Genomic DNA, 16,966 nt, shown 5'->3' with positions numbered 1-16,966 from the left:
TCTCAATCCTTAGCTTGGACAATGGACCATTCGATGCCCGTAAAGGCTATCGGTGCATCGCCCTCATCTCCACCGACATGCTTTACCTTGTCGGAGTATTTGCCCTTGAGCTTGCCAGCCATCCATTTGCGTGTGTCCACCTGCAACCGGAGGAACTGAGCGTCTGTCTTCTGGGCCAGCGGGTGAACGCCATCGGCAAGCGCGAGGCAGTCGTCGAACAAAGCGTCGGCCTGCAATTCTCGCGCGTGCGCGTATCGTTCACGAAAAGCCTCATTAGCCTGTAGCCAGCGACATACGGCAGAAGTGCTTGGCATTGTGTCATCGCGACAGATTGAGCGAAGGCTTTCACCATCGGCTATGCGTTCACACAGAGTGTCGGCAATCTCTTCGTTGTAATCGCTGGGGCGTCCCATCACAGTGTCTCGGCTTCAGCGCCTAGAAAGAAATAAGCGGGGCGAACGCTGTGAAGCATTCTCTTTGCCGCCTGATCGGCACGCGAAAGGCGAACAAGCTTGCTATCGACAGCTTCAAGACCGTCGAACAGCGCCACATCAGCAAGGCCAAACGGAAGGTGCCGCACGCCAAGCCGATACCGATTGTCGGCGTATAGGCACGAGATTTTGGCCATCAGTAATCATCCCCCGAGCAATCGGTGAGGCTGTCCACGACCTTCACGCGGCAGGCGCCCTTTACGATCTCGTCCGAGGACAAGTCGGCGGTCAGGCGTGCCATGTGCGTTCCCGTGCGCTCTGCGGTCATTAAGACCGTGACGTTCGTGCCGTTGATCGCAGGCGTTCCGAACGAGAGGCCATCGCACTGCTCGAACGTGGCCGACGCAATGCTGTTGATGCCTACCGCGCCCGCCAGCTTGAACAGGATCGAACGCACCTCCCCCTTCTCCATGTCGGGAAGGTCGTCGGGCCTTAGTCGCATGTGAAGTCCAGGTTGCCCGCTTCGATCACGGGCGTCATGTTGTTCTGTAGCTGGATCTGTTCGGTCAGCTCGCCCGAGAGAAGCAGTGTCCCCGCGCCCGTCTCGCTCGTGCCAATCCCCACATGGGTTAGCGTCTGAAGCTCGCCCGTGCATTGCGGGAAGGTGATCTGCGAGACATTGGTGCCGCCGCTCGATACCGTGATAGCACTATCGCTGCGCTCGATCTCGATGCGAGTGTAGCCCGTGTAGTTGGTTTCGCTGGTGGCCTGCGTTCCCGTTTCACCGGGGTTGGCCGTGTGAAGGCTCAGCCAGAAGCTCGTCACCCCGCTCAGCGAGGGAATGGCCGTGCCGTTCAGGATAAGCGCGAGGATCTCGTCCTCGAAAGCATTGGTGGCGCTCATTCGGTCCCCCATAGCGTGTAGGTTTCAGGCAGCGCGGTCAGCGTGAACGCCTGCGGGCCTGCGAGTAGGTCGAAGCTCTCATGAACGGCGGCGACCTCGATCGACTTGCCCGCAACCGTAATTTTCGGAACGAGGTTCAACGCCACGCTGGGCGCGGACAGCATCCCCTGGATCGTTGAGGGAATGATCGAGGCTTGAAGCGCGAATGCCGCCGTTGCCCCCCGCACCGCGTAGGCGTTTGGGATGGCGCTCGCCGTAATCGAAATGCTGGTCGAGCCGCCGATCGCGTATTGCGTGAAGATGGTGCCCGACGCGGTAGGCGAAAGCGAAAGCGAGATTGCCGCCGCAAGGCTTGCCGTGACGACGGTGAACTGTTGGAGGCCCGACACGGGGGCCGAAGGGGTCAGTCCAAGCACTAGCGATACATGCTCAGCATTTGGGACAGGCCCATGATGTTGGGCTGGCTGCCGACACCGTTCGAGAAGCCGAGGCCCTGCTGCGGGGCGATCATCGCTTGGGGTGCCATTCCCGCTTGCGGCGCTCGAAGCATTCCCGAAAGCGCGTGCCCCGACATGCCAAGGCGCGGGCCTGTAAGTTGCGGCGCATCCTCATAGGGCGAAGGGTTGCTGATAGCGGCGGCGATCGGCTGCCCGTGACGCATCATCATTTGCCGTCTCCAAAGATCACGGTGCCGGTTTCCTTGTTCGTGTAGGCCTGGCGGGCCGTGTCTTTCAGCAGCTCAGGGTCGGCGCATCCTTGCGCCCAGATCACCCGGTCTTCCGCAATCTGGCGAAGGCAGGCTTCCCGCTCCTGGGGATCTTTGATCCCGTCCACGTCCTCGGCCATGCACATGGCGGCGTAGAGGTAGAGGAACGCCGGATCGTCGATCACACGCCGGAGTTGGTCTTGCCCGCGATGGCCACCAGCGTGGCGAGCTTGGCGTCCACCTGGTCGTTCACCGCTTCGGTCTTGGCCTCGATCGCTTCCGCATCGGCCTTCGCGTCACGACGAAGCGTGATGAGGCCCGTCGCCCCCGCAATCGCCAGCAAGGCAGCAACCATGCTCATCTGCGAGTTGGCAAAGGCAATCAGCACCCCGATGATGGTCGAGAGGCTGATGAGATACGTCTCGTTGCGCTTGAGGAAGCCACGCGCCTGCTCTTCACCGGGAAGGGTCGGGTCTGCCATGTTGCTCTCCTTGGATTTATGCCCCGCACCATCGCCTCAGCTACAGGCTAGCATCGCCGTAAGACGGTCCCTTGTTTCGGGTGCTTTGGGTGGTGGGGGCTTCTGCGCCTCTGTGGTCTTAAGATCCCCGGGTCCGGCGGCAGAAACGAGAAAGGGCCACCCGCGATGGGCAGGCCTTGGTGCGCTCTTAGCGCAACTTCTTCATCTTGTTGCCGACGGCATACCAAATTGTTTCGCCCGCGTCAACCCGTCGCGTAAATTATTTTTCGCGCAAGATCAAGCCGCCCGTTTCTTCTTCTGCGCTCCGGTCAGCTCGCACATGATCTGGAAGCACTGCCCGATATGGCCGAGCCTTACATGGTCGTTTGCTCCCGGCGTGTTGTGCCACTGTGTCGCCTGCCCCTCGAACTCGTTGAGGAATCGCTGCACCCAGTCGGGGATGCCGAGATCGTTGGGGCAGAAACGCCCATCGAACATCAGCCCCATCAGCGTGCGGTGGCGCGGCGATGCTACCCCGATCTCTTTCTCGATCGCATCGAACTTCTCGGCCATCCATTCGTGGCGCGGATGCTCTTCGCCCGTCGTGCGGATCTTCGGCTCCATGTCGGAACCGCCAACGGCCTTCGGTGCGCCCACAGCCGCGAGCCATGCCTGCCGGAACTTGTCATAGTCACGGAAGGCTTCGAGCATCTTCTGCGGCTCATAGTCGAAGTGGTCGAGGTTGCCCGTCAGAAACAGGATGCCTGCCGCGTCCACGCTTTCCTTCCCGTGGCCCCCGCCTTGGTATTTCATGGCGTTGAAACGGGCGATGCGCTTGGCCGTGCGCTCGCTTCCCGTGTCCCGCTTCTCGCGCTCTGCCGTGGTGGTGGCCTTCTTGAGCCGCCCACTCGGCGAGCGATTACCCTTGCGTTTCGGTCGTCCCATTGCTCCCCTCCCTCACCTTCCTCGTTTCCGCTTCCCACTCATCAATCCTTGCCGATACCCCGAAGGGATTGATCTGCGCTCCGGCTTCCCGAGCAAAGCAGGCTGCTTTCAGAACCGCTTCCCGCGCTTGCTCGAAGGGGTTCATGCGTCGTAATCCCTGATGCGGTTCTCGCGGACGTCGAACTTGACCTTCACCGCCCCGCACTCCCCCGGCAGACCCATTCGCACCTTCACGACCGCCAGTGTGGCCTCGTTGACCGTCTTATCGGGGCGGTGATACACCAGCCCATAATCGGCCTTGTTCGACCAGTTGGCGCTGTCTGAAACGTCGTAGAGCGACGGGATCGAGTTGACGCCCTTCATGGGCTTGGTCGGGTGCGCCACGATCCAGAACGCCACGTTGTAACGGCGGGCAAAAGCCTTGATGCGCCGGATGGCCCTGCCGATATACTCGGTCTGCGTCTCGTCCCGCTCGCGCTTGTGTTCCAGCTCGTTCCAGGGATCGAGGACGAAGAGCCGCGCCCCGTCCCGCACTGCCGCAATCCGGCAGGTGTCAAGATAGGTTTCGAGATCCATCTCCATTTCCTCGTCGAGCGCGTTGGTGATGATCCCCACGAAATCGTGAACGCGGCGGCGGGCCGTATCGCGGTGCGGGTGACGTTCGTAATCGAGGTTCGAGCAGCCAAGAAGCGCCTTTGCGATGCCATCGACGAGGATCGGCTTGGGCAACGTTTCAAACGCTGCCACGCAGCACGACACGCCCTTCGACACGGCGTTGGCGATGATGGTGTTTAGGACCGTGGACTTGCCCATGTTGGCATATCCGGTGAACACGGTGAGCGTGCCGAGAACGACCTGCATCTTGCCTTCGAGCGCATCGATCCCCGTCTCCATGCCCTGAACGGGTGGCGCTTCGGGAATGTCGTCGAGCGAGTAGAGGCCGCGAACGGGAAACGGCTTGGCCCCGTTCAACACCCGCGTCACCCCCTCCTGTCCGTCCCGCAGAAAGACCTCGTTTAGATCCTTGCAGCCCTCGGGGTAGGTGACGAACTTGCACCGTTCGGCCCCGAGGATATGTGCCAGGTCGTGTGCGAGCTGGATGCCCGGCCGATCGCCGTCCGTGGCGATGACGAACCCCGCCACTCTCTCAAGATCGCTCTCCGTCTCGTAGAGAAAGCGATAGCGGTTGGAGTTGGCCGGATCGTCCACGGCCTCGGCAGGTGCGCCGTTGGGAACGGACACGGTGTGATCGAACCCGCATTGCATCGCAATCAGCGCGTCGAACTCACCTTCCGTGATGACGACGGATGCCCCCTTTGCAACCGGGTCGGACCGCAGGCACTCCGCGTTCCACAGACACAGCTTCCCGCCGCTGTCCAAGCGATGGTCCTTCTCGCGGGTAAGCCGGAACTTGCGGTTCACCAGCTTGCCGTCGAGGCGATACGGGAAGACGAGCCAGTTGCCCCGCTTGTCCGATTGCGTGGTCACGTTCATCGCTTCGGCGGTATCGGATCGGATGCCGCGTTCGCTCAGCCATTCCGCGTGTTTCGGGTGCAGTGCCCCCGGAGTATCCGCAGTGGTGGCAGTGCCAGACATATCCATTCTCCGTTTCGCTTACCGACAAACACCGCTCCCGTTTTTTCTTCCGCTGGTGGGAGCATTCGGGGCAGGTAAACTTGCCCGCCCGTTGCGGTTGCCAGGTCATATCGGGATGCCGGAGTGACCCGGCCCGTATCCGTTCGCCGCCATGCGCTGGGTCTCGGCGTTGGCTTCGCGGTTGCGCCCAGCCAGATAATTGGAGGTGGGCACGAACCAATTCCGCCGCCGATCCTCGGACTGAGTTGCGAGCCAGTCGTCTCGGCTTTGGAGTTCTGCCCGAAGATCAAGATTGGAGTAGGCCGTGCGCCACGCATCGTAGTCGGACGGCTTCAGTCGAATAACCTTTCCAACGAAGGCGTAAGGCGCGTCTGCGCCCCCCTTCTTATCTTCTTTATCTTCTTTACTTTCTTCTTGTGTGTCCCGCCTTTGTCCCGTCTGTGTCCCGCTCTGCGTCCCGTTCACTGTCCCGTCGTCTTCGGGGCGTGACTGATATTTGTTGAAATTACAGATGGTTAGGATGCGCCCACCCTGTCCCGTTCGCTGGGTCACTGAGTGGGCCGTTTCCAGCACGGAAATGAAACGCTCAACTTTGCCCTTCGACCACCCCCAAACCTTGCCGAGTTGGCGCAAGGAAACGTGCAATTCGCCGCGCTTCACTTCGACCAGACCCTTCGATGTTCGGCGGTGCGTATCCTTCCAGGCAGCGTTCGACAGCAGCCATGCCCATGCGGCACGCTCGCAGTAGGCTTCCTTGCGAAAATGGGCGCTATCTTCCCAACCGCGATGCAGCTTGACGAAGCCCCGGCTCATGCCGCCCACTCCTCATAGGCTTGCACGAAGCGGCGATGCGCGCGTGCGACCTTGAGTTCGTCCATCTCGATCCCGGCGTCCTGAGCGCGTTTAAGGCGTGCGTAGCCATGGAAGGCCAATTCGGCTTCGACCTTGGCCCTAACGATGCTTAGATCGTCTCCTAGAGCCTTCAGGCGGCGTTGGGCGTGCATGACGGTGGTGTGGTCGCGGTCGAACGCTCGCCCGATCCGTGGGAGTGAGTAGCCCGTCAATTCAGCGGCAAGCGCCATCGCCACCTGGCGCGGATAGGCGAAGGCCCGTGTTCGGCGATCGGATAGAAGGTGCCGAAGGTCGATCTCGTAGTGATCGGCAACAACGCGCTGGATGATGGCGAGATCACTCATCGTGCGCCTCCTGCATTGGCAAGACGCTTGCGCCCGATGTTGTCGCGGCGGGTCATCCGCTCGCGGTATGTCCGTATGTCGAGCAGCTTTACCGTGCCTTGCAGCGCGGCATGGATCGCATCATCGTCGGTCATGCCCGAGGCGATCATCTTGCTCATCTGTTCGCGGGCGCGGATGGGAATGTGGTTCATTCGTCAACGACCTCCTTGGACACGCGCACGACAAGGCGATCCTCCGCCATCCAGCGGGCGATCGTTCCGATTGCCTGGTAGGTTTCGTGCTGTTGCTGCCACTCTTTGCGTAGGTCGGCGGCGGTCCAATAACCGTCATCGCCCGACGTGCGCCCGAGGGCTTCGTTCTGGTGATAGGCTATGCGCTCGACGTTGAGGGTTCCTAGCTCGTTGCCGTGGAGCATGAGGGTCGAGACGAGGTGCGGACGAGCAAAGGTCATGCGGCCTCCCGAAATGGCGCGCCACATTCCTTGAGGAACGTCAGCGCTTCATCCGAGCTGGTGACGACGGCAATCGGGCAATCGAGATCGCGCAGTTGCTCGTGAACTTCGGCCTGCGTTTCCGACACCTTGCCGCCTTTGGGGCGCTTTACTTCGAGATAGGCGAAACCACCCCGCCAGTGGCACACGAGGTCGGGCCATCCGGGCTTCATGCCGTCGCCCTTCAACGCGCCAATCTGCTTGCAACGGGCTGTGACGGAGCCGGATAGGTGCGCTCCGTTCGGGCTATGATGATACAGCACGTCGGGCATCGTCAGCCGGATCGCGGCGATGATGGAGCGTTGCACCTGGCGTTCGTTCATCGCGCATCCTCCGCCACGAACTCACAGCCCTCGATCCACAAAGGCGGCGCACTGCGCCCGATCTTCCAATTCATCCCCTTCCATTGAGCGGGGTCGAAGATGCGTTCGTCCAAGCCCGCGAGGTGCGGAAACATGGAGGACGCCCACTGGATGCGGAGCGCCTTGGTGGTGCGCGGGGGCTTGCCGGGGTTACGAGTCAAGATAGCGCTCCCACAAGTAGTTCGCGAGCGCGAAGCCGAAGGCGAATGCCGAGAAGCAAACCGCAAAGAAGGCGAAGGCTTGATCGAACGTCATGGTCGAGGCGCACAGATGATGCTGGTGATCGCCACGGTAAGGACGGCCAACAGAGGGTTGTTGAGGAAGAAGTTTAAGAGCCAGTTCACTTATGGCCGCCGATCCGCGCCACCTTGCTATCGAGCTGCTTGCGTTCGTTCGGCCCCAGCTCGCGCCCGTCCTCGCTGTCGGGATGATGCGCGGCGTCCTTCGCGTCGATATACTCGCGGCAGGCGGCGCTTAGGTCGTCATAGTCGACCCCGTCCGGCGCGTTCACCAGCGCCATGCTGTCCGGCAGAAGCACATTCAGAATGTCGGCGGGGATATGGCCGCACAGCTTGTAGAACTTGCCCATCGGAAGCTCGGCGGGGTCCCGTGGGGTCGATCCGCGCTCGTTGCCGGGAAAGTAGCTGCACAGCGTCGAATAGCTGATCTTGCTGTCGTGCGAGACTTGCTTGAGGCTGATACCCCGTTCGTCGAGCATTTCGCGGACGATGCGCTGCTTGGCGCGCATGATCGTGGAACCGTCACACATGATCTGATTGCGCTCCCGTCATATTGTCGGTGTCATGGAAAAGACGAAGTTTCGCCCCCTGCCCCGCCAGATCGGACCCATCGCGGCGCGATTGATCGACGAGGCCAGCGGCATCCGCACCAAGCGGGTGTTCGCCATCCTCAAGCGTCGGAGGAAGTAGGTGGGCGGAAGCGGCACATTGCTTTGCGCGACAATGGGTCACACCTCCGCCCTGCGCGGGGGAAAGGGATACCCCCGCGTAATCAGCAGCGCGTTCACCGCGCATGAGCCAATCGGTATATTCGGGACGCCAGTTCATGCGGCGCCCCGTTCAGGGAGCGACGTAGCCAGCTCCTCAAAAGTGGCGTCGCCTTGCTTCACAAGGTCAGCCCAATACTGGGCAGGAATGCGGTTTCGACCGATCCACGACCGCACGGTATGAACGGACACCTCGAAGCGATCCGCGAGCGCGGGGACGTTTCCGGCGTCGGTGATAATGTTGGAGTGGCTTCGCATTCGTCATATATGCATTATGCACGCACGGAACGCAAGTGCCTTTTGCACACAACTCAGTCTTATTTGCGCGGCATGGCAAACGAACCAAGCGACCGCCTCAAGAAAGCGCGGGAGAAAGCAGGCTATGACAGCGCCCGAGCGGCAGCCGAGGCAATGGGCGTGTCGGTCTCGACCTATTCGCAGCACGAGAATGGCATCCGAGGCTTCCCCGCAACCAAGGCCGAAAGATACGGCAAGTTCTTTCGAGTGGCCCCTGAGTGGCTGCTTTACGGGAAGGCCGATGGTGCCAAGCACGCACCGCTTGGCCCGCGTCTCTTCGTGAAGGGCACGGTTCAAGCTGGCGCGTGGCTAGAGGCGTGGGAGATCGATGAGGACGCCTGGGAGGTCTATACGGGCCGCGCCGACGTAAGCACTTCGCCCCAGCAGCGGTTCGGGCTGCGCGTAGCTGGCGACAGCATGGACGAGATATATCCGATCGGCACGATCCTCGACTGCATCGCCTACGATCACGATACAGTCATCCCGAATGGCAAGCGCGTCATAGCGCTACGCACTAAGGTCGATGGCACGGTTGAAGCGACGGTGAAGGAGTTCTGGCAGACCGACGACGGTGTGCCGTGGCTGCGCCCTCGATCAACGAACCCGATGTATCAAGCATTCCGCGCCGACGAGCCGGACAGCCCCGATATTGAGCGCATCGAGATTATCGGGCGCGTGGTAGCGTCGATCCGCCCTGAATAAAGCACCGCGTGCAAAAATAAATGCACCCGCGTGCAAAATGCACTTGACCGATGCGAGTGCATAATGCATACACTGTCTCCAACGAAGGAGGCAGTGATGCACAATTCAAACCCGTTCCCCCCGGCGACCCTCGCCACTCTCGAACACCTCACCACCAAGCTGAACGCGTATAACTACGCGGTCGGCCACCCGAACGAGGCCCGCGAGGAAAGCCGCCTGTTCAGCGCGGCGGTCGATGCGGGCATGGATCGCGATCACGACGACCTGCATGGCTGGGTCGCCGAGCGCGTTGCCGCCTTCCTCACCAGCGGAACCTATGACGACTTCGACGACGAGGACTACGGCCTCGGGCGCGATGAAAGCGGTCGGTGGGAGTATGCGGCATAATGTCTCAACATTCAGACATTAACGAGGGCACCGAATACACCCTCACCACCGACAAGCCCTATCGGGTCAACCCCGACGAGATCGACTACCCGCATTGGGTTTCGGGCGACCTTGTTCGCATCAACTATCCGCACGGCACGGAAGCCCTGTGGCTCAACACCGATCTCTGCACCGACTGTAACGAACCGCTTGAACGGGGCGTCTGCCACAACTGCGAGCTGATGTTCACGGAGTGCCACGGCGATCCGTTGAAGCCCGAGCAGGCTGGCTTGGGAGAGGCGGCATGAGCGATCGTCTCCCCGGCACCAGCTACGACAACCCTGTCTGGCACCGCAACTGGCGCATCTATCTCAACGATAATGGCCTGCGCGATCACCATTCGGAATGGTCCTACGTTCACGATGACTTCGACGGGGACGACGGGCGGTATGGCTACGCGGCGTCGGTAGAAGACGCCCGCGAGGCTATCGACGACCTCGAAGAGTTTCGCGCCGAAATCGTGAAGGCGGTGGCCAATGGGTAAGGCTGACACCTACCGAGGCTGGACCGTCTCTTACGATCCCCCGCCCATCCCCATTCGCCACCATGACTGGTGCGCCACCGGCCCCAACTTCGACGCCTCATACGAAGGCTCCGAGGATGGTTGGGTGAGCAATGGCGAGCAGGTCTTTGCTGGCACCCGTGATGAACTGATCGAGCTGATCGATGAGCATATCGAGGAGACGGACAATGGATAAGGGCGATACCGCTAACGCGGCCCGCGCTGCCAGCCTACGGCCTCAGCCTGCTGCGCAGTCTTCGCAAAGTGACATCGCTATCGCGGCGGCGGCTCTAGATGCGTGGCGCAAAGAATTGGCGGTCGACGCGGTGCTTGTTGCGTTCGGGTCATGCGCGCCAGAGCCAGGTGCGATGATAGATCACTACCGCTGCGAAGTTCGTGCGGATGGCAAAATCTTCTCCGCTCGGGCGAAGTATCCGCACGATGCCGCCGGTCTGGCGAAGGCATTGGTCAAAGACCACCGCGAGAAAAAGAAGAAGCGCAAGGTCGGCGAAGCAGATGGCCCTAACAACGGAGGGTCAAATGGCTAATCGTGAAGACCTGCTGCCAATAGCGCGGGAGATTGCTGGGCCGCTCTCACTCTACCCCCTGGGGGAGGTGCTAGCTGGAAAGCACGACGAGATGGGCCTCGTCCAAGCCGCCCTCGCCGCTCTCATGGAAGCTCACAAGCCCAATGAGGATGAGCGGTATCGGGAGGCGCTGGCGGCGGCTGTGGAGGCTTGGGGCTTCAATATCTCGGCCAAGCAAATTCGCGTTGGCGACCTTCATCAAAAAGACAAGGACGCCATCGCCAAGCTCAAAGAACTCTTCATCCTTCGGGAGGACGCAGAATGAGCGCCTCCATCATGGATATGGCTCGCCGGCTTGGCGATATGTCTGGTGCGAACTCCGTATGGACGGAGAAGCTGCCCGCCAAGTTCCCCACGCTTGAAAGTCCGCGATGCTTCACCCGCGAGGAGATGATCCCCGCGCCCGTCAAAGCTGACTGCCCGAAGCTCCAAGCTGCCCGCGAGGCCGCCGCTTCCGTCATGGCCCGCAATATCCGCCCGTCCGTGATGGCAGGCGCGTGGGACGATGAACCCGAAGTGCAATCGGCTCTCGCAGCCATCAACGCATGGGAGAAACGCGCATGACCGGCATGATCCACAAGCGAGGCCGCAACCACTGGTATAGCGATGGACGCCCTGTGGGGTTCGGTATGCCCCTGGAACGCCAGCACTGGCTTGATGACAGCAAGGCTTGGCGGTGGACCACCCTAGCCGCCCTCATCGCCACTTTCGCCATCTTCATTCTTCCGCACTTCGCCCGCTGAAAGGAGCGACACGATGAACAAGGAAACCACCATGGAAGCTGCCACCCTGTATAGCGCAATGGCAGCCGCATTCGCCAAGATCGGTGTGGCGGTCAAGGATGCAAAGAACCCGCATTTCAAATCGACCTATGCCGACCTCGCCAGCGTGGTCCAGGCCATCAAGCCCGCGCTGATCGAACACGACCTGTTCTTCACCCAGCCCGTTACCAATGACGAGCGTGGGGTGACGGTCGAGACGATCCTCTATCACGCCAACGGGGAAAGCCTGTCGTTCGGCAAGCTCACCATCCCCGTGGACGCCAACAAGGCGCAAGCGATGGGTTCGGCCATTACCTACGGCAAGCGATACTCGCTCCAGGCCGCGTTCGGTGTTCCTTCGGACGATGACGATGGCAACGCCGCGCAAGCTGCACCGCCTCCTGCCAAGCAGGCCGCGCCGATCACGGACGATCAACGCGACATGATCGTCACCTTGGCGGAAGGTGCGGGCAAGTCCCTTAAGGACATTTGCGATGCCTACAAGATCGGCAGTCTCAAGGAATTGTCGAGCCAGCAGGCCGAAGCCGCAATCGCCAAGCTGCAAAAGATGGCCCCCGCCAAGGAGCCTGTCGATGCATAGCTTTGACCAAGGCTCCGCCGAATGGTTCGCCTGCCGTCTTGGCAAGGTCACGGCCTCCAAACTGTCGGACGTGATGGCGACGGTCAAAAGCGGGGAAGCCGCCGGACGCCGCAACTACCGCGCTCAGCTCGTTGCCGAACGCCTGTCGGGCCAAGCCGCCGACACGTTCACCAATGCCGCGATGCAGTGGGGAACCGATACGGAAGCCGCCGCCCGCGAAGCCTATGAACGCGAGACACTGACCCCCGTGGTCGAGGTTGGGTTCGCAGATCACCCCACGATCCCGAACTCGGGCGCATCGCCGGACGGGCTGGTGGGCGACGACGGGCTGGTCGAAATCAAGTGTCCCAATACGGCAACGCATATCGACACGCTGGGCGGCAAGCCGATCGACAGGAAGTATCTCCTGCAAATCCAGTGGCAAATGGCCTGCACAGGCCGCGCCTGGTGCGACTTCGTGAGCTTCGATCCTCGGATGCCCGAGACGATGGCCTTGAGCATCCAGCGCGTCGAACGGGACGATACTCTCATTGCCGAAATGGAAGAGGCCGTGACCGCATTTCTTGGCGAGGTCGATACGACCGTGACCGAACTCCGCAACAGATACGAACAGAAGGAAGCAGCATGAGCCAGATTATTCACATCACCGGCAACATCGGCAAGGACGCCGAAACCCGCGATACCCGCAGTGGCTCCGTCACCGGCTTCAACGTCGCTGTGCGCCAGGGCTACGGCGAGAACGAGGAAACCATCTGGTATCGGTGCAGCCTGTGGGGTCAGCGTGGCGACAAGCTGCGCCAGTATCTCACCAAGGGCGCGAAGGTCTACGTGAGCGGTGAGCTTGTCCACGACGAATACGAGGGCAAGCCGCAGTTCAACGTCAACGTGTCGGGCATCGACCCCTTCATGGGCAATCGGAATGAAAGCCCCGCATCGGGCGGTGGCTATGGCAGCGGGGCGGGTCAAGGCTCGTCCCGTGCCACGGATATTGGCGGGGATATGGACGACGACGTTCCTTTTGCGAGCAACGATCCGGCTTGGGAAGGGCGTGTCGGCTGATGCCTCTCCCCGCTCGACTTCAACCCGACCACTACAAGCCCAAGGCACGGCTGCGTTCAACAGCGCACCGTGACTGGGTGCGGGGCCACTATTGCTCCGTCCCCGGCTGTGCGGAAATGCCGATCGAGGTCGCGCATATCAACCGCGCCAGCACGCGGGGCATGAGCCAGAAGTCGAGTGACGCGCAGACCGTTGCCTTGTGCCGAGCGCATCATGACGAAAGCCATCGCGGGGAAAAGTCGTTCGAGAAGAAATACGGCCTCGACCTGATGGCGATGGCGCGGGAGTTCTATCGCGCCTCGCCACACCGCCGAAAGCTGGACGATCCGTGGGGTGAACGATGACCGGACACACCATCATCCTGTCCACGCCCAGCAATCGGGAGCGGGCAAAACGGTTGATCGACAGCGCGCCCGATGGTGTCGTTGCGAACTTCCGTAAGGCCACCCGCACGACCGACCAGAACGCCCGTATGTGGGCGATGCTGGGCGATATAAGCCGCGCCAAGCCCGAAGGCAGAGAGTTGGCCCCCGAAGTGTGGAAGGCGCTCTTCATGCACTCCTTGGGCCACCAGGTGCGCTTCGAGCATGGGTTGGACGGCGAAGGGATGGTGCCGATCGGCTTTCGGTCCTCGCGCCTAACCAAGCAGCAGATGAGCGATCTGATGGAGCTGATCGCGGAATACGCCGCTCGGCATGAGGTGAGCTTGCAGGATGAAGCAGCATGACCCGGCCTAGTCGATCGAAGCCCGTAGGGCCGAGACGTGAAACAGGCTCGGTCGAAGACGAGAGCGCGGTCCCCGTAGGGGAAGGCCCCAAAGGAGGTCCGATGACACATAATAAACTGATCGAGGGGCTGCCCCGCGTGTGGCGCGGTCATTTGTGCGCGGCTTCGGATAACGAGTTTGTCGAAAGCCTGCGAACGCTTTGCGACGAGAAAAGCGTGCCGTCAGGGGGCGCTCGGACGGGTCGTTTCGAGGACGTGCATTGCAGCAAGTGCATCGCCGCACTCCGCGCAAAGGACACTACCCATGCCAACTGAACCCATCACCATGACGCCCGAACAGAAGCAGGCGAAGGCGGCCGAATACGCCGACAAGCGGGGCTGGGCCAAATACACGGATTCGTGGATGCGGAACAAGGCAGAAGCGTTCGACGTCCTCGACAAGCTATTCCCCGACCCCACCCCCGACAGCGAAACGCGACACGGCGATCTTATTTCTGACGCGCTGGAAGAAACCGGCCTTATGGTGTCGCACGGATGGTGGTCACATATGGGCGAACCGGAGCGAAAAGCCTTCCTCGCCGCCCACACCGAACGCTTCCTTGCCAAGACCGATCCGGTGCTGGTGGAGGTGATGGAGGCTTTGTCGGGCCTGTATCCCCCGAACTGTGGCGACCGATGCCCCTCCCACCCCCACCGAAAGGCACCGACGATGACCAATGAACGCGATGGCCTGGTGTTGGATCGGATGTTTCCCGAATGCCCCTACCCTCACGACCACCTTCTGCACGATGCTTGGTGCGAAGGATACTCGGCGGCGAACAAACGCGCAGTCGAGGCCTCGACAAAGATGCTCGACGCACTGGCAGACGCGAAGGTCGAACGGGATGAAGCCATAGCCCGTGCAGAGAAGGTGGAGGAATTGGTATGAACCAGTCTGTTGAAACGCGGATCGCGCAACGCGAAGGTGGCGTATCGGAAGATGCTGTGGAGCGGGGTGCTAAGGCTATGTGGCTTCACTACGTAGCGGAGAACACGGCATCTGTTCACGAGGCCGACTGGAACGCTGTCGAGAAAACGTCGAAAAATCTTTGGCGAGGTTATGTTCGCGCCGCCCTCGCTGCTAACCCACAGGTAGAGAGAATGAGAGAGGCGTTGGAGCGACTGGTTGCAAAAGTCGATGCGCTGCCAGTTGAGGACATGGTGCACGTCGAACCTGACGGCAGCCCCACGCTGCTAGGCTATGCCATGCAGGCGCAGGGCGAATGGGATGACGTAAAACGCGCTGCCAACGATGCCCGCACAGCTATCGAAGGAGGGTTAGATGAGTAATCCCGACAAGGGTGGGGCGATGCCTACAGGCCCGCGCTCTCGTAAACCGAGCCTGTTTCACGTCTCGGCCCTTCGGGCGTCGATCGCTATCGCGGAGAGAGGGTGATGAGCCTTCAGAGCGAAATCGAAAGACTACGCGAGATCTTAAAGCCCGCCTTCGACCGCCAGCACGCAATCGAAGAACGTGAGTGCCCGCAACGCGTAGAGCTTCTGCGGAAAATGCAGTGCAATATCAGTTATGCTGGCGGCAACTGCCCCGTTCAAATCGAAGGAACAGTAAAGGGGGAACCGTTCTACTTTCGGGCGCGTGGCGAGCATTGGTCGCTCGGCATCGGTGGCGATCCTGTGGGCGAACCCGAATGGTATCACGAAGAAGGATACGGGAATTGGCCAAATGCGGGATGGATGCCCCTACACGAAGCATATGACTTTCTGGCGAGCGCCATCGGTGCATGGGAAGCCGCTTCGGCAACGCCGATGGCCCCAACCCCAGCCATCCAGAAGGCACGCGACTAGCTATGGCGAGCCGAGCGTCTTTTCCTGCACCTGAGCGCGTTGGTAGCGCCGAGGCTGCGCGGATTGCGGGGATCCCACAGCGGACCCTGCAAGACGCGGCCTCGCGCGGCCTTGTGCCTGGTGCCGGTAAGCCGCTTGGCCGATGGACATTCGACGTTCGGCTATTGCGGCGGTGGGCGCGATCAGGCAACAAACCTTCCCCATGGCCAACCTCTACAAGCGCGGTGAAGTATGGTGGGCGCGTTTCAAGCTCAACGGCCATGAATATAGACGAAGCCTACGAACGCCTGTTCGAGCGGAAGCGGAGCGCAGGCTAAAGTCATGGCGCAGGGAAATCGAGCGAGAGTCTTACGGCGAAAAGACCGCAAAGACTTGGAACGACGCGATGATCCAGTGGAGCTTGCGGGGATGCGATGTGTCACCTCGCACTCGCGAGCGCTACATCACCAGCATCAAGCAATGCCGAGAATGGTTGGACGGGAAGCGCATCAGCCAAATCGACACTTCGCTTTTGCGCGAGATGATTGGAGAGCGAAGAAAGCAGGGGGTGACCGTTGCGACGATCCGGCGCGATCTTACGGCAATATCGAGCGTGTTGGCCTTTGCCATGGACGAGGACTGGATCGAAGAAAACCCAACGCTGACAGTGCGCCACAGACGCATGAAAGAGAAGCGCGATCCGATCGTCCTACCAGACAACGCCTCGATCGAAGCGGTGAAGGCTGCAGCCCCGCCACGGTTCGCCGATGCGATCGAGTGGGCGCGGCGGTCGGGGATGCGCCAGGGCGAGATATTCGGCCTGCAGCATTCCAACCTGAAACGATCGGCAATCGAGATCATCGGCAAGGGCAACAAGCTGCGCGTCATTCCCTATACGCCGGAGCTGCAGGCCATAGCCGATCGGCAGCCTCCCTATATCGGCAGCCCATTCGTCTTTTGGCACGGCGAAGGGCAGCGTTGGGCATCGCCCGAAAGCCGGTTCGGGAAAATCAGAAGGGTGGCACAGCGGCGGGCACAGCAGGAAGGGCAGGATTTCCGGCCGTTTCGCTTCCACGACCTACGCCACCTCTATGCGGTAGAGTTCCTACGCGATCGGCGTGGCAGCATCTACGAACTGCAGCAGCTTCTCGGTCATTCGAGCATCCGCACGACCGAGGTGTATCTTGCCCATTTGACGCCCGAACAGAAGCAAGCCGCTATGCATGGGGTGGCACGTTAGGGGGCACAGGAACAGCGGTTCGACATTGCGTTTGTCGCGGAATTGTGCCAGAAAAGACGGGACAAAATAAGAACGGCCTGCGGCTTTGTAAACCGAAGGTCGCGGGTTCGACTCCTGCAGCCGGCACCGCGCAGCTTTTCCAAGCG

General features: G+C 61.0%; 39 protein-coding genes. 21 read left to right on the top strand and 18 right to left on the bottom strand.

Translation table 11 applies throughout. The features are described from left to right. Nucleotides 1–2 precede the first annotated feature (2 nt). The 17 genes from WJS89_RS10535 to WJS89_RS10455 form a co-directional block, all read right to left on the bottom strand. A complete protein-coding gene (locus WJS89_RS10535; protein ID WP_346340893.1) occupies nucleotides 3–413 on the bottom strand; it encodes a terminase small subunit-like protein in 411 nt (136 codons plus the stop codon). Continuing rightward, nucleotides 413–628, bottom strand: coding sequence for a hypothetical protein (locus WJS89_RS10530; protein ID WP_346340892.1), 216 nt, complete (start codon nucleotides 626–628; stop codon nucleotides 413–415). Before WJS89_RS10530 ends, WJS89_RS10535 begins: the two co-directional genes overlap by 1 nt. Then, nucleotides 628–933 (bottom strand): hypothetical protein, encoded by a 306-nt coding sequence (locus WJS89_RS10525; protein ID WP_346340891.1) that lies wholly within the window; start codon nucleotides 931–933, stop codon nucleotides 628–630. The genes WJS89_RS10530 and WJS89_RS10525 overlap by 1 nt, the downstream gene beginning before the upstream one ends. Beyond that, nucleotides 924–1,334, bottom strand: a complete 411-nt coding sequence (locus WJS89_RS10520) for a phage tail fiber protein (RefSeq protein ID WP_346340890.1) — start codon at nucleotides 1,332–1,334, stop codon at nucleotides 924–926. The genes WJS89_RS10525 and WJS89_RS10520 overlap by 10 nt, the downstream gene beginning before the upstream one ends. Further along, nucleotides 1,331–1,750 (bottom strand): hypothetical protein, encoded by a 420-nt coding sequence (locus WJS89_RS10515; RefSeq protein WP_346340889.1) that lies wholly within the window; start codon nucleotides 1,748–1,750, stop codon nucleotides 1,331–1,333. The genes WJS89_RS10520 and WJS89_RS10515 overlap by 4 nt, the downstream gene beginning before the upstream one ends. Next, nucleotides 1,750–2,001 (bottom strand): hypothetical protein, encoded by a 252-nt coding sequence (locus WJS89_RS10510; protein WP_346340888.1) that lies wholly within the window; start codon nucleotides 1,999–2,001, stop codon nucleotides 1,750–1,752. Before WJS89_RS10510 ends, WJS89_RS10515 begins: the two co-directional genes overlap by 1 nt. Next, nucleotides 1,998–2,225, bottom strand: coding sequence for a hypothetical protein (locus WJS89_RS10505; protein ID WP_346340887.1), 228 nt, complete (start codon nucleotides 2,223–2,225; stop codon nucleotides 1,998–2,000). Before WJS89_RS10505 ends, WJS89_RS10510 begins: the two co-directional genes overlap by 4 nt. Then, a complete protein-coding gene (locus tag WJS89_RS10500) occupies nucleotides 2,222–2,521 on the bottom strand; it encodes a hypothetical protein (protein WP_346340886.1) in 300 nt (99 codons plus the stop codon). The genes WJS89_RS10505 and WJS89_RS10500 overlap by 4 nt, the downstream gene beginning before the upstream one ends. A gap of 276 nt (nucleotides 2,522–2,797) precedes the next feature. Beyond that, complete coding sequence (locus tag WJS89_RS10495; protein WP_346340885.1) at nucleotides 2,798–3,445, bottom strand: hypothetical protein; 648 nt, start codon at nucleotides 3,443–3,445, stop codon at nucleotides 2,798–2,800. A gap of 141 nt (nucleotides 3,446–3,586) precedes the next feature. Beyond that, the gene (locus WJS89_RS10490) at nucleotides 3,587–5,041 is read right to left on the bottom strand and encodes a toprim domain-containing protein (protein WP_346340884.1); all 1,455 of its coding nucleotides are present in this window, start codon (nucleotides 5,039–5,041) and stop codon (nucleotides 3,587–3,589) included. A gap of 105 nt (nucleotides 5,042–5,146) precedes the next feature. Next, nucleotides 5,147–5,854 carry a hypothetical protein gene (locus tag WJS89_RS10485; protein WP_346340883.1) on the bottom strand — a complete coding sequence of 236 codons (708 nt, stop codon included), beginning with the start codon at nucleotides 5,852–5,854 and terminating at the stop codon, nucleotides 5,147–5,149. Continuing rightward, entirely contained in the window at nucleotides 5,851–6,237 is a 387-nt protein-coding gene (locus WJS89_RS10480; protein ID WP_346340882.1) for a helix-turn-helix domain-containing protein, read from the bottom strand. Before WJS89_RS10480 ends, WJS89_RS10485 begins: the two co-directional genes overlap by 4 nt. Next, the gene (locus WJS89_RS10475; protein WP_346340881.1) at nucleotides 6,234–6,428 is read right to left on the bottom strand and encodes a hypothetical protein; all 195 of its coding nucleotides are present in this window, start codon (nucleotides 6,426–6,428) and stop codon (nucleotides 6,234–6,236) included. The genes WJS89_RS10480 and WJS89_RS10475 overlap by 4 nt, the downstream gene beginning before the upstream one ends. Then, nucleotides 6,425–6,688 (bottom strand): DEAD/DEAH box helicase family protein, encoded by a 264-nt coding sequence (locus tag WJS89_RS10470; RefSeq protein ID WP_346340880.1) that lies wholly within the window; start codon nucleotides 6,686–6,688, stop codon nucleotides 6,425–6,427. Before WJS89_RS10470 ends, WJS89_RS10475 begins: the two co-directional genes overlap by 4 nt. Continuing rightward, nucleotides 6,685–7,050, bottom strand: coding sequence for a VRR-NUC domain-containing protein (locus tag WJS89_RS10465; RefSeq protein WP_346340879.1), 366 nt, complete (start codon nucleotides 7,048–7,050; stop codon nucleotides 6,685–6,687). Before WJS89_RS10465 ends, WJS89_RS10470 begins: the two co-directional genes overlap by 4 nt. Then, a complete protein-coding gene (locus WJS89_RS10460; RefSeq protein ID WP_346340878.1) occupies nucleotides 7,047–7,250 on the bottom strand; it encodes a hypothetical protein in 204 nt (67 codons plus the stop codon). Before WJS89_RS10460 ends, WJS89_RS10465 begins: the two co-directional genes overlap by 4 nt. A gap of 179 nt (nucleotides 7,251–7,429) precedes the next feature. Next, nucleotides 7,430–7,858 (bottom strand): hypothetical protein, encoded by a 429-nt coding sequence (locus WJS89_RS10455; protein WP_346340877.1) that lies wholly within the window; start codon nucleotides 7,856–7,858, stop codon nucleotides 7,430–7,432. A 34-nt stretch (nucleotides 7,859–7,892) separates the two neighbouring features. Between WJS89_RS10455 and WJS89_RS10450 the strand changes: the two genes are divergently transcribed. Beyond that, nucleotides 7,893–8,018 carry a hypothetical protein gene (locus WJS89_RS10450; RefSeq protein ID WP_346340876.1) on the top strand — a complete coding sequence of 42 codons (126 nt, stop codon included), beginning with the start codon at nucleotides 7,893–7,895 and terminating at the stop codon, nucleotides 8,016–8,018. A 134-nt stretch (nucleotides 8,019–8,152) separates the two neighbouring features. Here the strand turns inward: WJS89_RS10450 and WJS89_RS12465 are convergent, their stop codons facing one another. Then, nucleotides 8,153–8,353 carry a helix-turn-helix domain-containing protein gene (locus WJS89_RS12465; RefSeq protein ID WP_431994009.1) on the bottom strand — a complete coding sequence of 67 codons (201 nt, stop codon included), beginning with the start codon at nucleotides 8,351–8,353 and terminating at the stop codon, nucleotides 8,153–8,155. Between WJS89_RS12465 and WJS89_RS10445 the strand changes: the two genes are divergently transcribed. The 20 genes from WJS89_RS10445 (at nucleotide 8,276) to WJS89_RS10355 (ending at nucleotide 16,820) form a co-directional block, all read left to right on the top strand. Continuing rightward, nucleotides 8,276–9,094, top strand: coding sequence for a LexA family protein (locus tag WJS89_RS10445; protein ID WP_346340875.1), 819 nt, complete (start codon nucleotides 8,276–8,278; stop codon nucleotides 9,092–9,094). The genes WJS89_RS12465 and WJS89_RS10445 overlap by 78 nt on opposite strands. 96 nt (nucleotides 9,095–9,190) lie before the next feature. Then, a complete protein-coding gene (locus tag WJS89_RS10440) occupies nucleotides 9,191–9,481 on the top strand; it encodes a hypothetical protein (protein WP_346340874.1) in 291 nt (96 codons plus the stop codon). Next, the gene (locus WJS89_RS10435) at nucleotides 9,481–9,768 is read left to right on the top strand and encodes a hypothetical protein (protein ID WP_346340873.1); all 288 of its coding nucleotides are present in this window, start codon (nucleotides 9,481–9,483) and stop codon (nucleotides 9,766–9,768) included. The genes WJS89_RS10440 and WJS89_RS10435 overlap by 1 nt, the downstream gene beginning before the upstream one ends. Then, nucleotides 9,765–10,004, top strand: coding sequence for a hypothetical protein (locus WJS89_RS10430; RefSeq protein ID WP_346340872.1), 240 nt, complete (start codon nucleotides 9,765–9,767; stop codon nucleotides 10,002–10,004). The genes WJS89_RS10435 and WJS89_RS10430 overlap by 4 nt, the downstream gene beginning before the upstream one ends. After that, nucleotides 9,997–10,218, top strand: coding sequence for a YuzB family protein (locus tag WJS89_RS10425; RefSeq protein WP_346340871.1), 222 nt, complete (start codon nucleotides 9,997–9,999; stop codon nucleotides 10,216–10,218). The genes WJS89_RS10430 and WJS89_RS10425 overlap by 8 nt, the downstream gene beginning before the upstream one ends. Further along, the gene (locus WJS89_RS10420; protein WP_346340870.1) at nucleotides 10,211–10,570 is read left to right on the top strand and encodes a hypothetical protein; all 360 of its coding nucleotides are present in this window, start codon (nucleotides 10,211–10,213) and stop codon (nucleotides 10,568–10,570) included. The genes WJS89_RS10425 and WJS89_RS10420 overlap by 8 nt, the downstream gene beginning before the upstream one ends. Beyond that, nucleotides 10,563–10,874 (top strand): hypothetical protein, encoded by a 312-nt coding sequence (locus tag WJS89_RS10415; RefSeq protein WP_346340869.1) that lies wholly within the window; start codon nucleotides 10,563–10,565, stop codon nucleotides 10,872–10,874. Before WJS89_RS10420 ends, WJS89_RS10415 begins: the two co-directional genes overlap by 8 nt. Next, nucleotides 10,871–11,173, top strand: coding sequence for a hypothetical protein (locus tag WJS89_RS10410; RefSeq protein WP_346340868.1), 303 nt, complete (start codon nucleotides 10,871–10,873; stop codon nucleotides 11,171–11,173). The genes WJS89_RS10415 and WJS89_RS10410 overlap by 4 nt, the downstream gene beginning before the upstream one ends. Continuing rightward, nucleotides 11,170–11,352, top strand: coding sequence for a hypothetical protein (locus WJS89_RS10405; protein ID WP_346340867.1), 183 nt, complete (start codon nucleotides 11,170–11,172; stop codon nucleotides 11,350–11,352). Before WJS89_RS10410 ends, WJS89_RS10405 begins: the two co-directional genes overlap by 4 nt. 13 nt (nucleotides 11,353–11,365) lie before the next feature. Next, the gene (locus WJS89_RS10400) at nucleotides 11,366–11,971 is read left to right on the top strand and encodes an ERF family protein (RefSeq protein ID WP_346340866.1); all 606 of its coding nucleotides are present in this window, start codon (nucleotides 11,366–11,368) and stop codon (nucleotides 11,969–11,971) included. Beyond that, entirely contained in the window at nucleotides 11,964–12,599 is a 636-nt protein-coding gene (locus WJS89_RS10395) for a lambda exonuclease family protein (protein WP_346340865.1), read from the top strand. Before WJS89_RS10400 ends, WJS89_RS10395 begins: the two co-directional genes overlap by 8 nt. After that, the gene (locus WJS89_RS10390; RefSeq protein WP_346340864.1) at nucleotides 12,596–13,030 is read left to right on the top strand and encodes a single-stranded DNA-binding protein; all 435 of its coding nucleotides are present in this window, start codon (nucleotides 12,596–12,598) and stop codon (nucleotides 13,028–13,030) included. Before WJS89_RS10395 ends, WJS89_RS10390 begins: the two co-directional genes overlap by 4 nt. Further along, nucleotides 13,030–13,374: a DUF968 domain-containing protein gene (locus WJS89_RS10385; protein WP_346340863.1), complete on the top strand. Its 345-nt coding sequence runs from the start codon at nucleotides 13,030–13,032 to the stop codon at nucleotides 13,372–13,374. Before WJS89_RS10390 ends, WJS89_RS10385 begins: the two co-directional genes overlap by 1 nt. After that, nucleotides 13,371–13,757, top strand: a complete 387-nt coding sequence (locus tag WJS89_RS10380) for a recombination protein NinB (protein WP_346340862.1) — start codon at nucleotides 13,371–13,373, stop codon at nucleotides 13,755–13,757. Before WJS89_RS10385 ends, WJS89_RS10380 begins: the two co-directional genes overlap by 4 nt. 101 nt (nucleotides 13,758–13,858) lie before the next feature. Further along, nucleotides 13,859–14,071 (top strand): hypothetical protein, encoded by a 213-nt coding sequence (locus tag WJS89_RS10375; protein WP_346340861.1) that lies wholly within the window; start codon nucleotides 13,859–13,861, stop codon nucleotides 14,069–14,071. Further along, a complete protein-coding gene (locus WJS89_RS10370; RefSeq protein ID WP_346340860.1) occupies nucleotides 14,061–14,684 on the top strand; it encodes a hypothetical protein in 624 nt (207 codons plus the stop codon). The genes WJS89_RS10375 and WJS89_RS10370 overlap by 11 nt, the downstream gene beginning before the upstream one ends. Continuing rightward, nucleotides 14,681–15,085, top strand: coding sequence for a hypothetical protein (locus WJS89_RS10365; protein ID WP_346340859.1), 405 nt, complete (start codon nucleotides 14,681–14,683; stop codon nucleotides 15,083–15,085). The genes WJS89_RS10370 and WJS89_RS10365 overlap by 4 nt, the downstream gene beginning before the upstream one ends. A gap of 105 nt (nucleotides 15,086–15,190) precedes the next feature. After that, nucleotides 15,191–15,601 carry a hypothetical protein gene (locus WJS89_RS10360; RefSeq protein WP_346340858.1) on the top strand — a complete coding sequence of 137 codons (411 nt, stop codon included), beginning with the start codon at nucleotides 15,191–15,193 and terminating at the stop codon, nucleotides 15,599–15,601. Next, nucleotides 15,538–15,918: a helix-turn-helix domain-containing protein gene (locus tag WJS89_RS12480; protein ID WP_489743265.1), complete on the top strand. Its 381-nt coding sequence runs from the start codon at nucleotides 15,538–15,540 to the stop codon at nucleotides 15,916–15,918. Before WJS89_RS10360 ends, WJS89_RS12480 begins: the two co-directional genes overlap by 64 nt. Next, nucleotides 15,804–16,820, top strand: coding sequence for a tyrosine-type recombinase/integrase (locus tag WJS89_RS10355; protein ID WP_346340857.1), 1,017 nt, complete (start codon nucleotides 15,804–15,806; stop codon nucleotides 16,818–16,820). The genes WJS89_RS12480 and WJS89_RS10355 overlap by 115 nt, the downstream gene beginning before the upstream one ends. Nucleotides 16,821–16,966: the final 146 nt, after the last annotated feature.

Source organism: Sphingomicrobium aquimarinum (genome assembly GCF_039655735.1).
GTDB classification, from domain to species: Bacteria; Pseudomonadota; Alphaproteobacteria; order Sphingomonadales; family Sphingomonadaceae; genus Sphingomicrobium; species Sphingomicrobium aquimarinum.
This window is presented reverse-complemented; position numbering and strand designations above follow the sequence as displayed.

What these genes read in the sequence shown, in the direction of transcription:
- WJS89_RS10500 (WP_346340886.1), bottom strand. Translation starts at nt 2,521, where the DNA reads ATGGCAGACCCGACCCTTCCCGGTGAAGAGCAGGCGCGTGGCTTCCTC.
- WJS89_RS10405 (WP_346340867.1), top strand. Translation starts at nt 11,170, where the DNA reads ATGACCGGCATGATCCACAAGCGAGGCCGCAACCACTGGTATAGCGAT.
- WJS89_RS10390 (WP_346340864.1), top strand. Translation starts at nt 12,596, where the DNA reads ATGAGCCAGATTATTCACATCACCGGCAACATCGGCAAGGACGCCGAA.
- WJS89_RS10400 (WP_346340866.1), top strand. Translation starts at nt 11,366, where the DNA reads ATGAACAAGGAAACCACCATGGAAGCTGCCACCCTGTATAGCGCAATG.
- WJS89_RS10395 (WP_346340865.1), top strand. Translation starts at nt 11,964, where the DNA reads ATGCATAGCTTTGACCAAGGCTCCGCCGAATGGTTCGCCTGCCGTCTT.
- WJS89_RS12465 (WP_431994009.1), bottom strand. Translation starts at nt 8,353, where the DNA reads ATGCGAAGCCACTCCAACATTATCACCGACGCCGGAAACGTCCCCGCG.
- WJS89_RS10385 (WP_346340863.1), top strand. Translation starts at nt 13,030, where the DNA reads ATGCCTCTCCCCGCTCGACTTCAACCCGACCACTACAAGCCCAAGGCA.
- WJS89_RS10410 (WP_346340868.1), top strand. Translation starts at nt 10,871, where the DNA reads ATGAGCGCCTCCATCATGGATATGGCTCGCCGGCTTGGCGATATGTCT.
- WJS89_RS10450 (WP_346340876.1), top strand. Translation starts at nt 7,893, where the DNA reads ATGGAAAAGACGAAGTTTCGCCCCCTGCCCCGCCAGATCGGACCCATC.
- WJS89_RS10495 (WP_346340885.1), bottom strand. Translation starts at nt 3,445, where the DNA reads ATGGGACGACCGAAACGCAAGGGTAATCGCTCGCCGAGTGGGCGGCTC.
- WJS89_RS10425 (WP_346340871.1), top strand. Translation starts at nt 9,997, where the DNA reads ATGGGTAAGGCTGACACCTACCGAGGCTGGACCGTCTCTTACGATCCC.
- WJS89_RS10525 (WP_346340891.1), bottom strand. Translation starts at nt 933, where the DNA reads ATGCGACTAAGGCCCGACGACCTTCCCGACATGGAGAAGGGGGAGGTG.
- WJS89_RS10490 (WP_346340884.1), bottom strand. Translation starts at nt 5,041, where the DNA reads ATGTCTGGCACTGCCACCACTGCGGATACTCCGGGGGCACTGCACCCG.
- WJS89_RS10475 (WP_346340881.1), bottom strand. Translation starts at nt 6,428, where the DNA reads ATGAACCACATTCCCATCCGCGCCCGCGAACAGATGAGCAAGATGATC.
- WJS89_RS10430 (WP_346340872.1), top strand. Translation starts at nt 9,765, where the DNA reads ATGAGCGATCGTCTCCCCGGCACCAGCTACGACAACCCTGTCTGGCAC.
- WJS89_RS10415 (WP_346340869.1), top strand. Translation starts at nt 10,563, where the DNA reads ATGGCTAATCGTGAAGACCTGCTGCCAATAGCGCGGGAGATTGCTGGG.
- WJS89_RS10370 (WP_346340860.1), top strand. Translation starts at nt 14,061, where the DNA reads ATGCCAACTGAACCCATCACCATGACGCCCGAACAGAAGCAGGCGAAG.
- WJS89_RS10360 (WP_346340858.1), top strand. Translation starts at nt 15,191, where the DNA reads ATGAGCCTTCAGAGCGAAATCGAAAGACTACGCGAGATCTTAAAGCCC.
- WJS89_RS10455 (WP_346340877.1), bottom strand. Translation starts at nt 7,858, where the DNA reads ATGTGTGACGGTTCCACGATCATGCGCGCCAAGCAGCGCATCGTCCGC.
- WJS89_RS10355 (WP_346340857.1), top strand. Translation starts at nt 15,804, where the DNA reads ATGGCCAACCTCTACAAGCGCGGTGAAGTATGGTGGGCGCGTTTCAAG.
- WJS89_RS10440 (WP_346340874.1), top strand. Translation starts at nt 9,191, where the DNA reads ATGCACAATTCAAACCCGTTCCCCCCGGCGACCCTCGCCACTCTCGAA.
- WJS89_RS10520 (WP_346340890.1), bottom strand. Translation starts at nt 1,334, where the DNA reads ATGAGCGCCACCAATGCTTTCGAGGACGAGATCCTCGCGCTTATCCTG.
- WJS89_RS10480 (WP_346340882.1), bottom strand. Translation starts at nt 6,237, where the DNA reads ATGAGTGATCTCGCCATCATCCAGCGCGTTGTTGCCGATCACTACGAG.
- WJS89_RS10365 (WP_346340859.1), top strand. Translation starts at nt 14,681, where the DNA reads ATGAACCAGTCTGTTGAAACGCGGATCGCGCAACGCGAAGGTGGCGTA.
- WJS89_RS10470 (WP_346340880.1), bottom strand. Translation starts at nt 6,688, where the DNA reads ATGACCTTTGCTCGTCCGCACCTCGTCTCGACCCTCATGCTCCACGGC.
- WJS89_RS10535 (WP_346340893.1), bottom strand. Translation starts at nt 413, where the DNA reads ATGGGACGCCCCAGCGATTACAACGAAGAGATTGCCGACACTCTGTGT.
- WJS89_RS10530 (WP_346340892.1), bottom strand. Translation starts at nt 628, where the DNA reads ATGGCCAAAATCTCGTGCCTATACGCCGACAATCGGTATCGGCTTGGC.
- WJS89_RS10435 (WP_346340873.1), top strand. Translation starts at nt 9,481, where the DNA reads ATGTCTCAACATTCAGACATTAACGAGGGCACCGAATACACCCTCACC.
- WJS89_RS10445 (WP_346340875.1), top strand. Translation starts at nt 8,276, where the DNA reads ATGAACGGACACCTCGAAGCGATCCGCGAGCGCGGGGACGTTTCCGGC.
- WJS89_RS10510 (WP_346340888.1), bottom strand. Translation starts at nt 2,001, where the DNA reads ATGATGATGCGTCACGGGCAGCCGATCGCCGCCGCTATCAGCAACCCT.
- WJS89_RS10420 (WP_346340870.1), top strand. Translation starts at nt 10,211, where the DNA reads ATGGATAAGGGCGATACCGCTAACGCGGCCCGCGCTGCCAGCCTACGG.
- WJS89_RS10375 (WP_346340861.1), top strand. Translation starts at nt 13,859, where the DNA reads ATGACACATAATAAACTGATCGAGGGGCTGCCCCGCGTGTGGCGCGGT.
- WJS89_RS10380 (WP_346340862.1), top strand. Translation starts at nt 13,371, where the DNA reads ATGACCGGACACACCATCATCCTGTCCACGCCCAGCAATCGGGAGCGG.
- WJS89_RS10485 (WP_346340883.1), bottom strand. Translation starts at nt 5,854, where the DNA reads ATGAGCCGGGGCTTCGTCAAGCTGCATCGCGGTTGGGAAGATAGCGCC.
- WJS89_RS10465 (WP_346340879.1), bottom strand. Translation starts at nt 7,050, where the DNA reads ATGAACGAACGCCAGGTGCAACGCTCCATCATCGCCGCGATCCGGCTG.
- WJS89_RS12480 (WP_489743265.1), top strand. Translation starts at nt 15,538, where the DNA reads ATGGGAAGCCGCTTCGGCAACGCCGATGGCCCCAACCCCAGCCATCCA.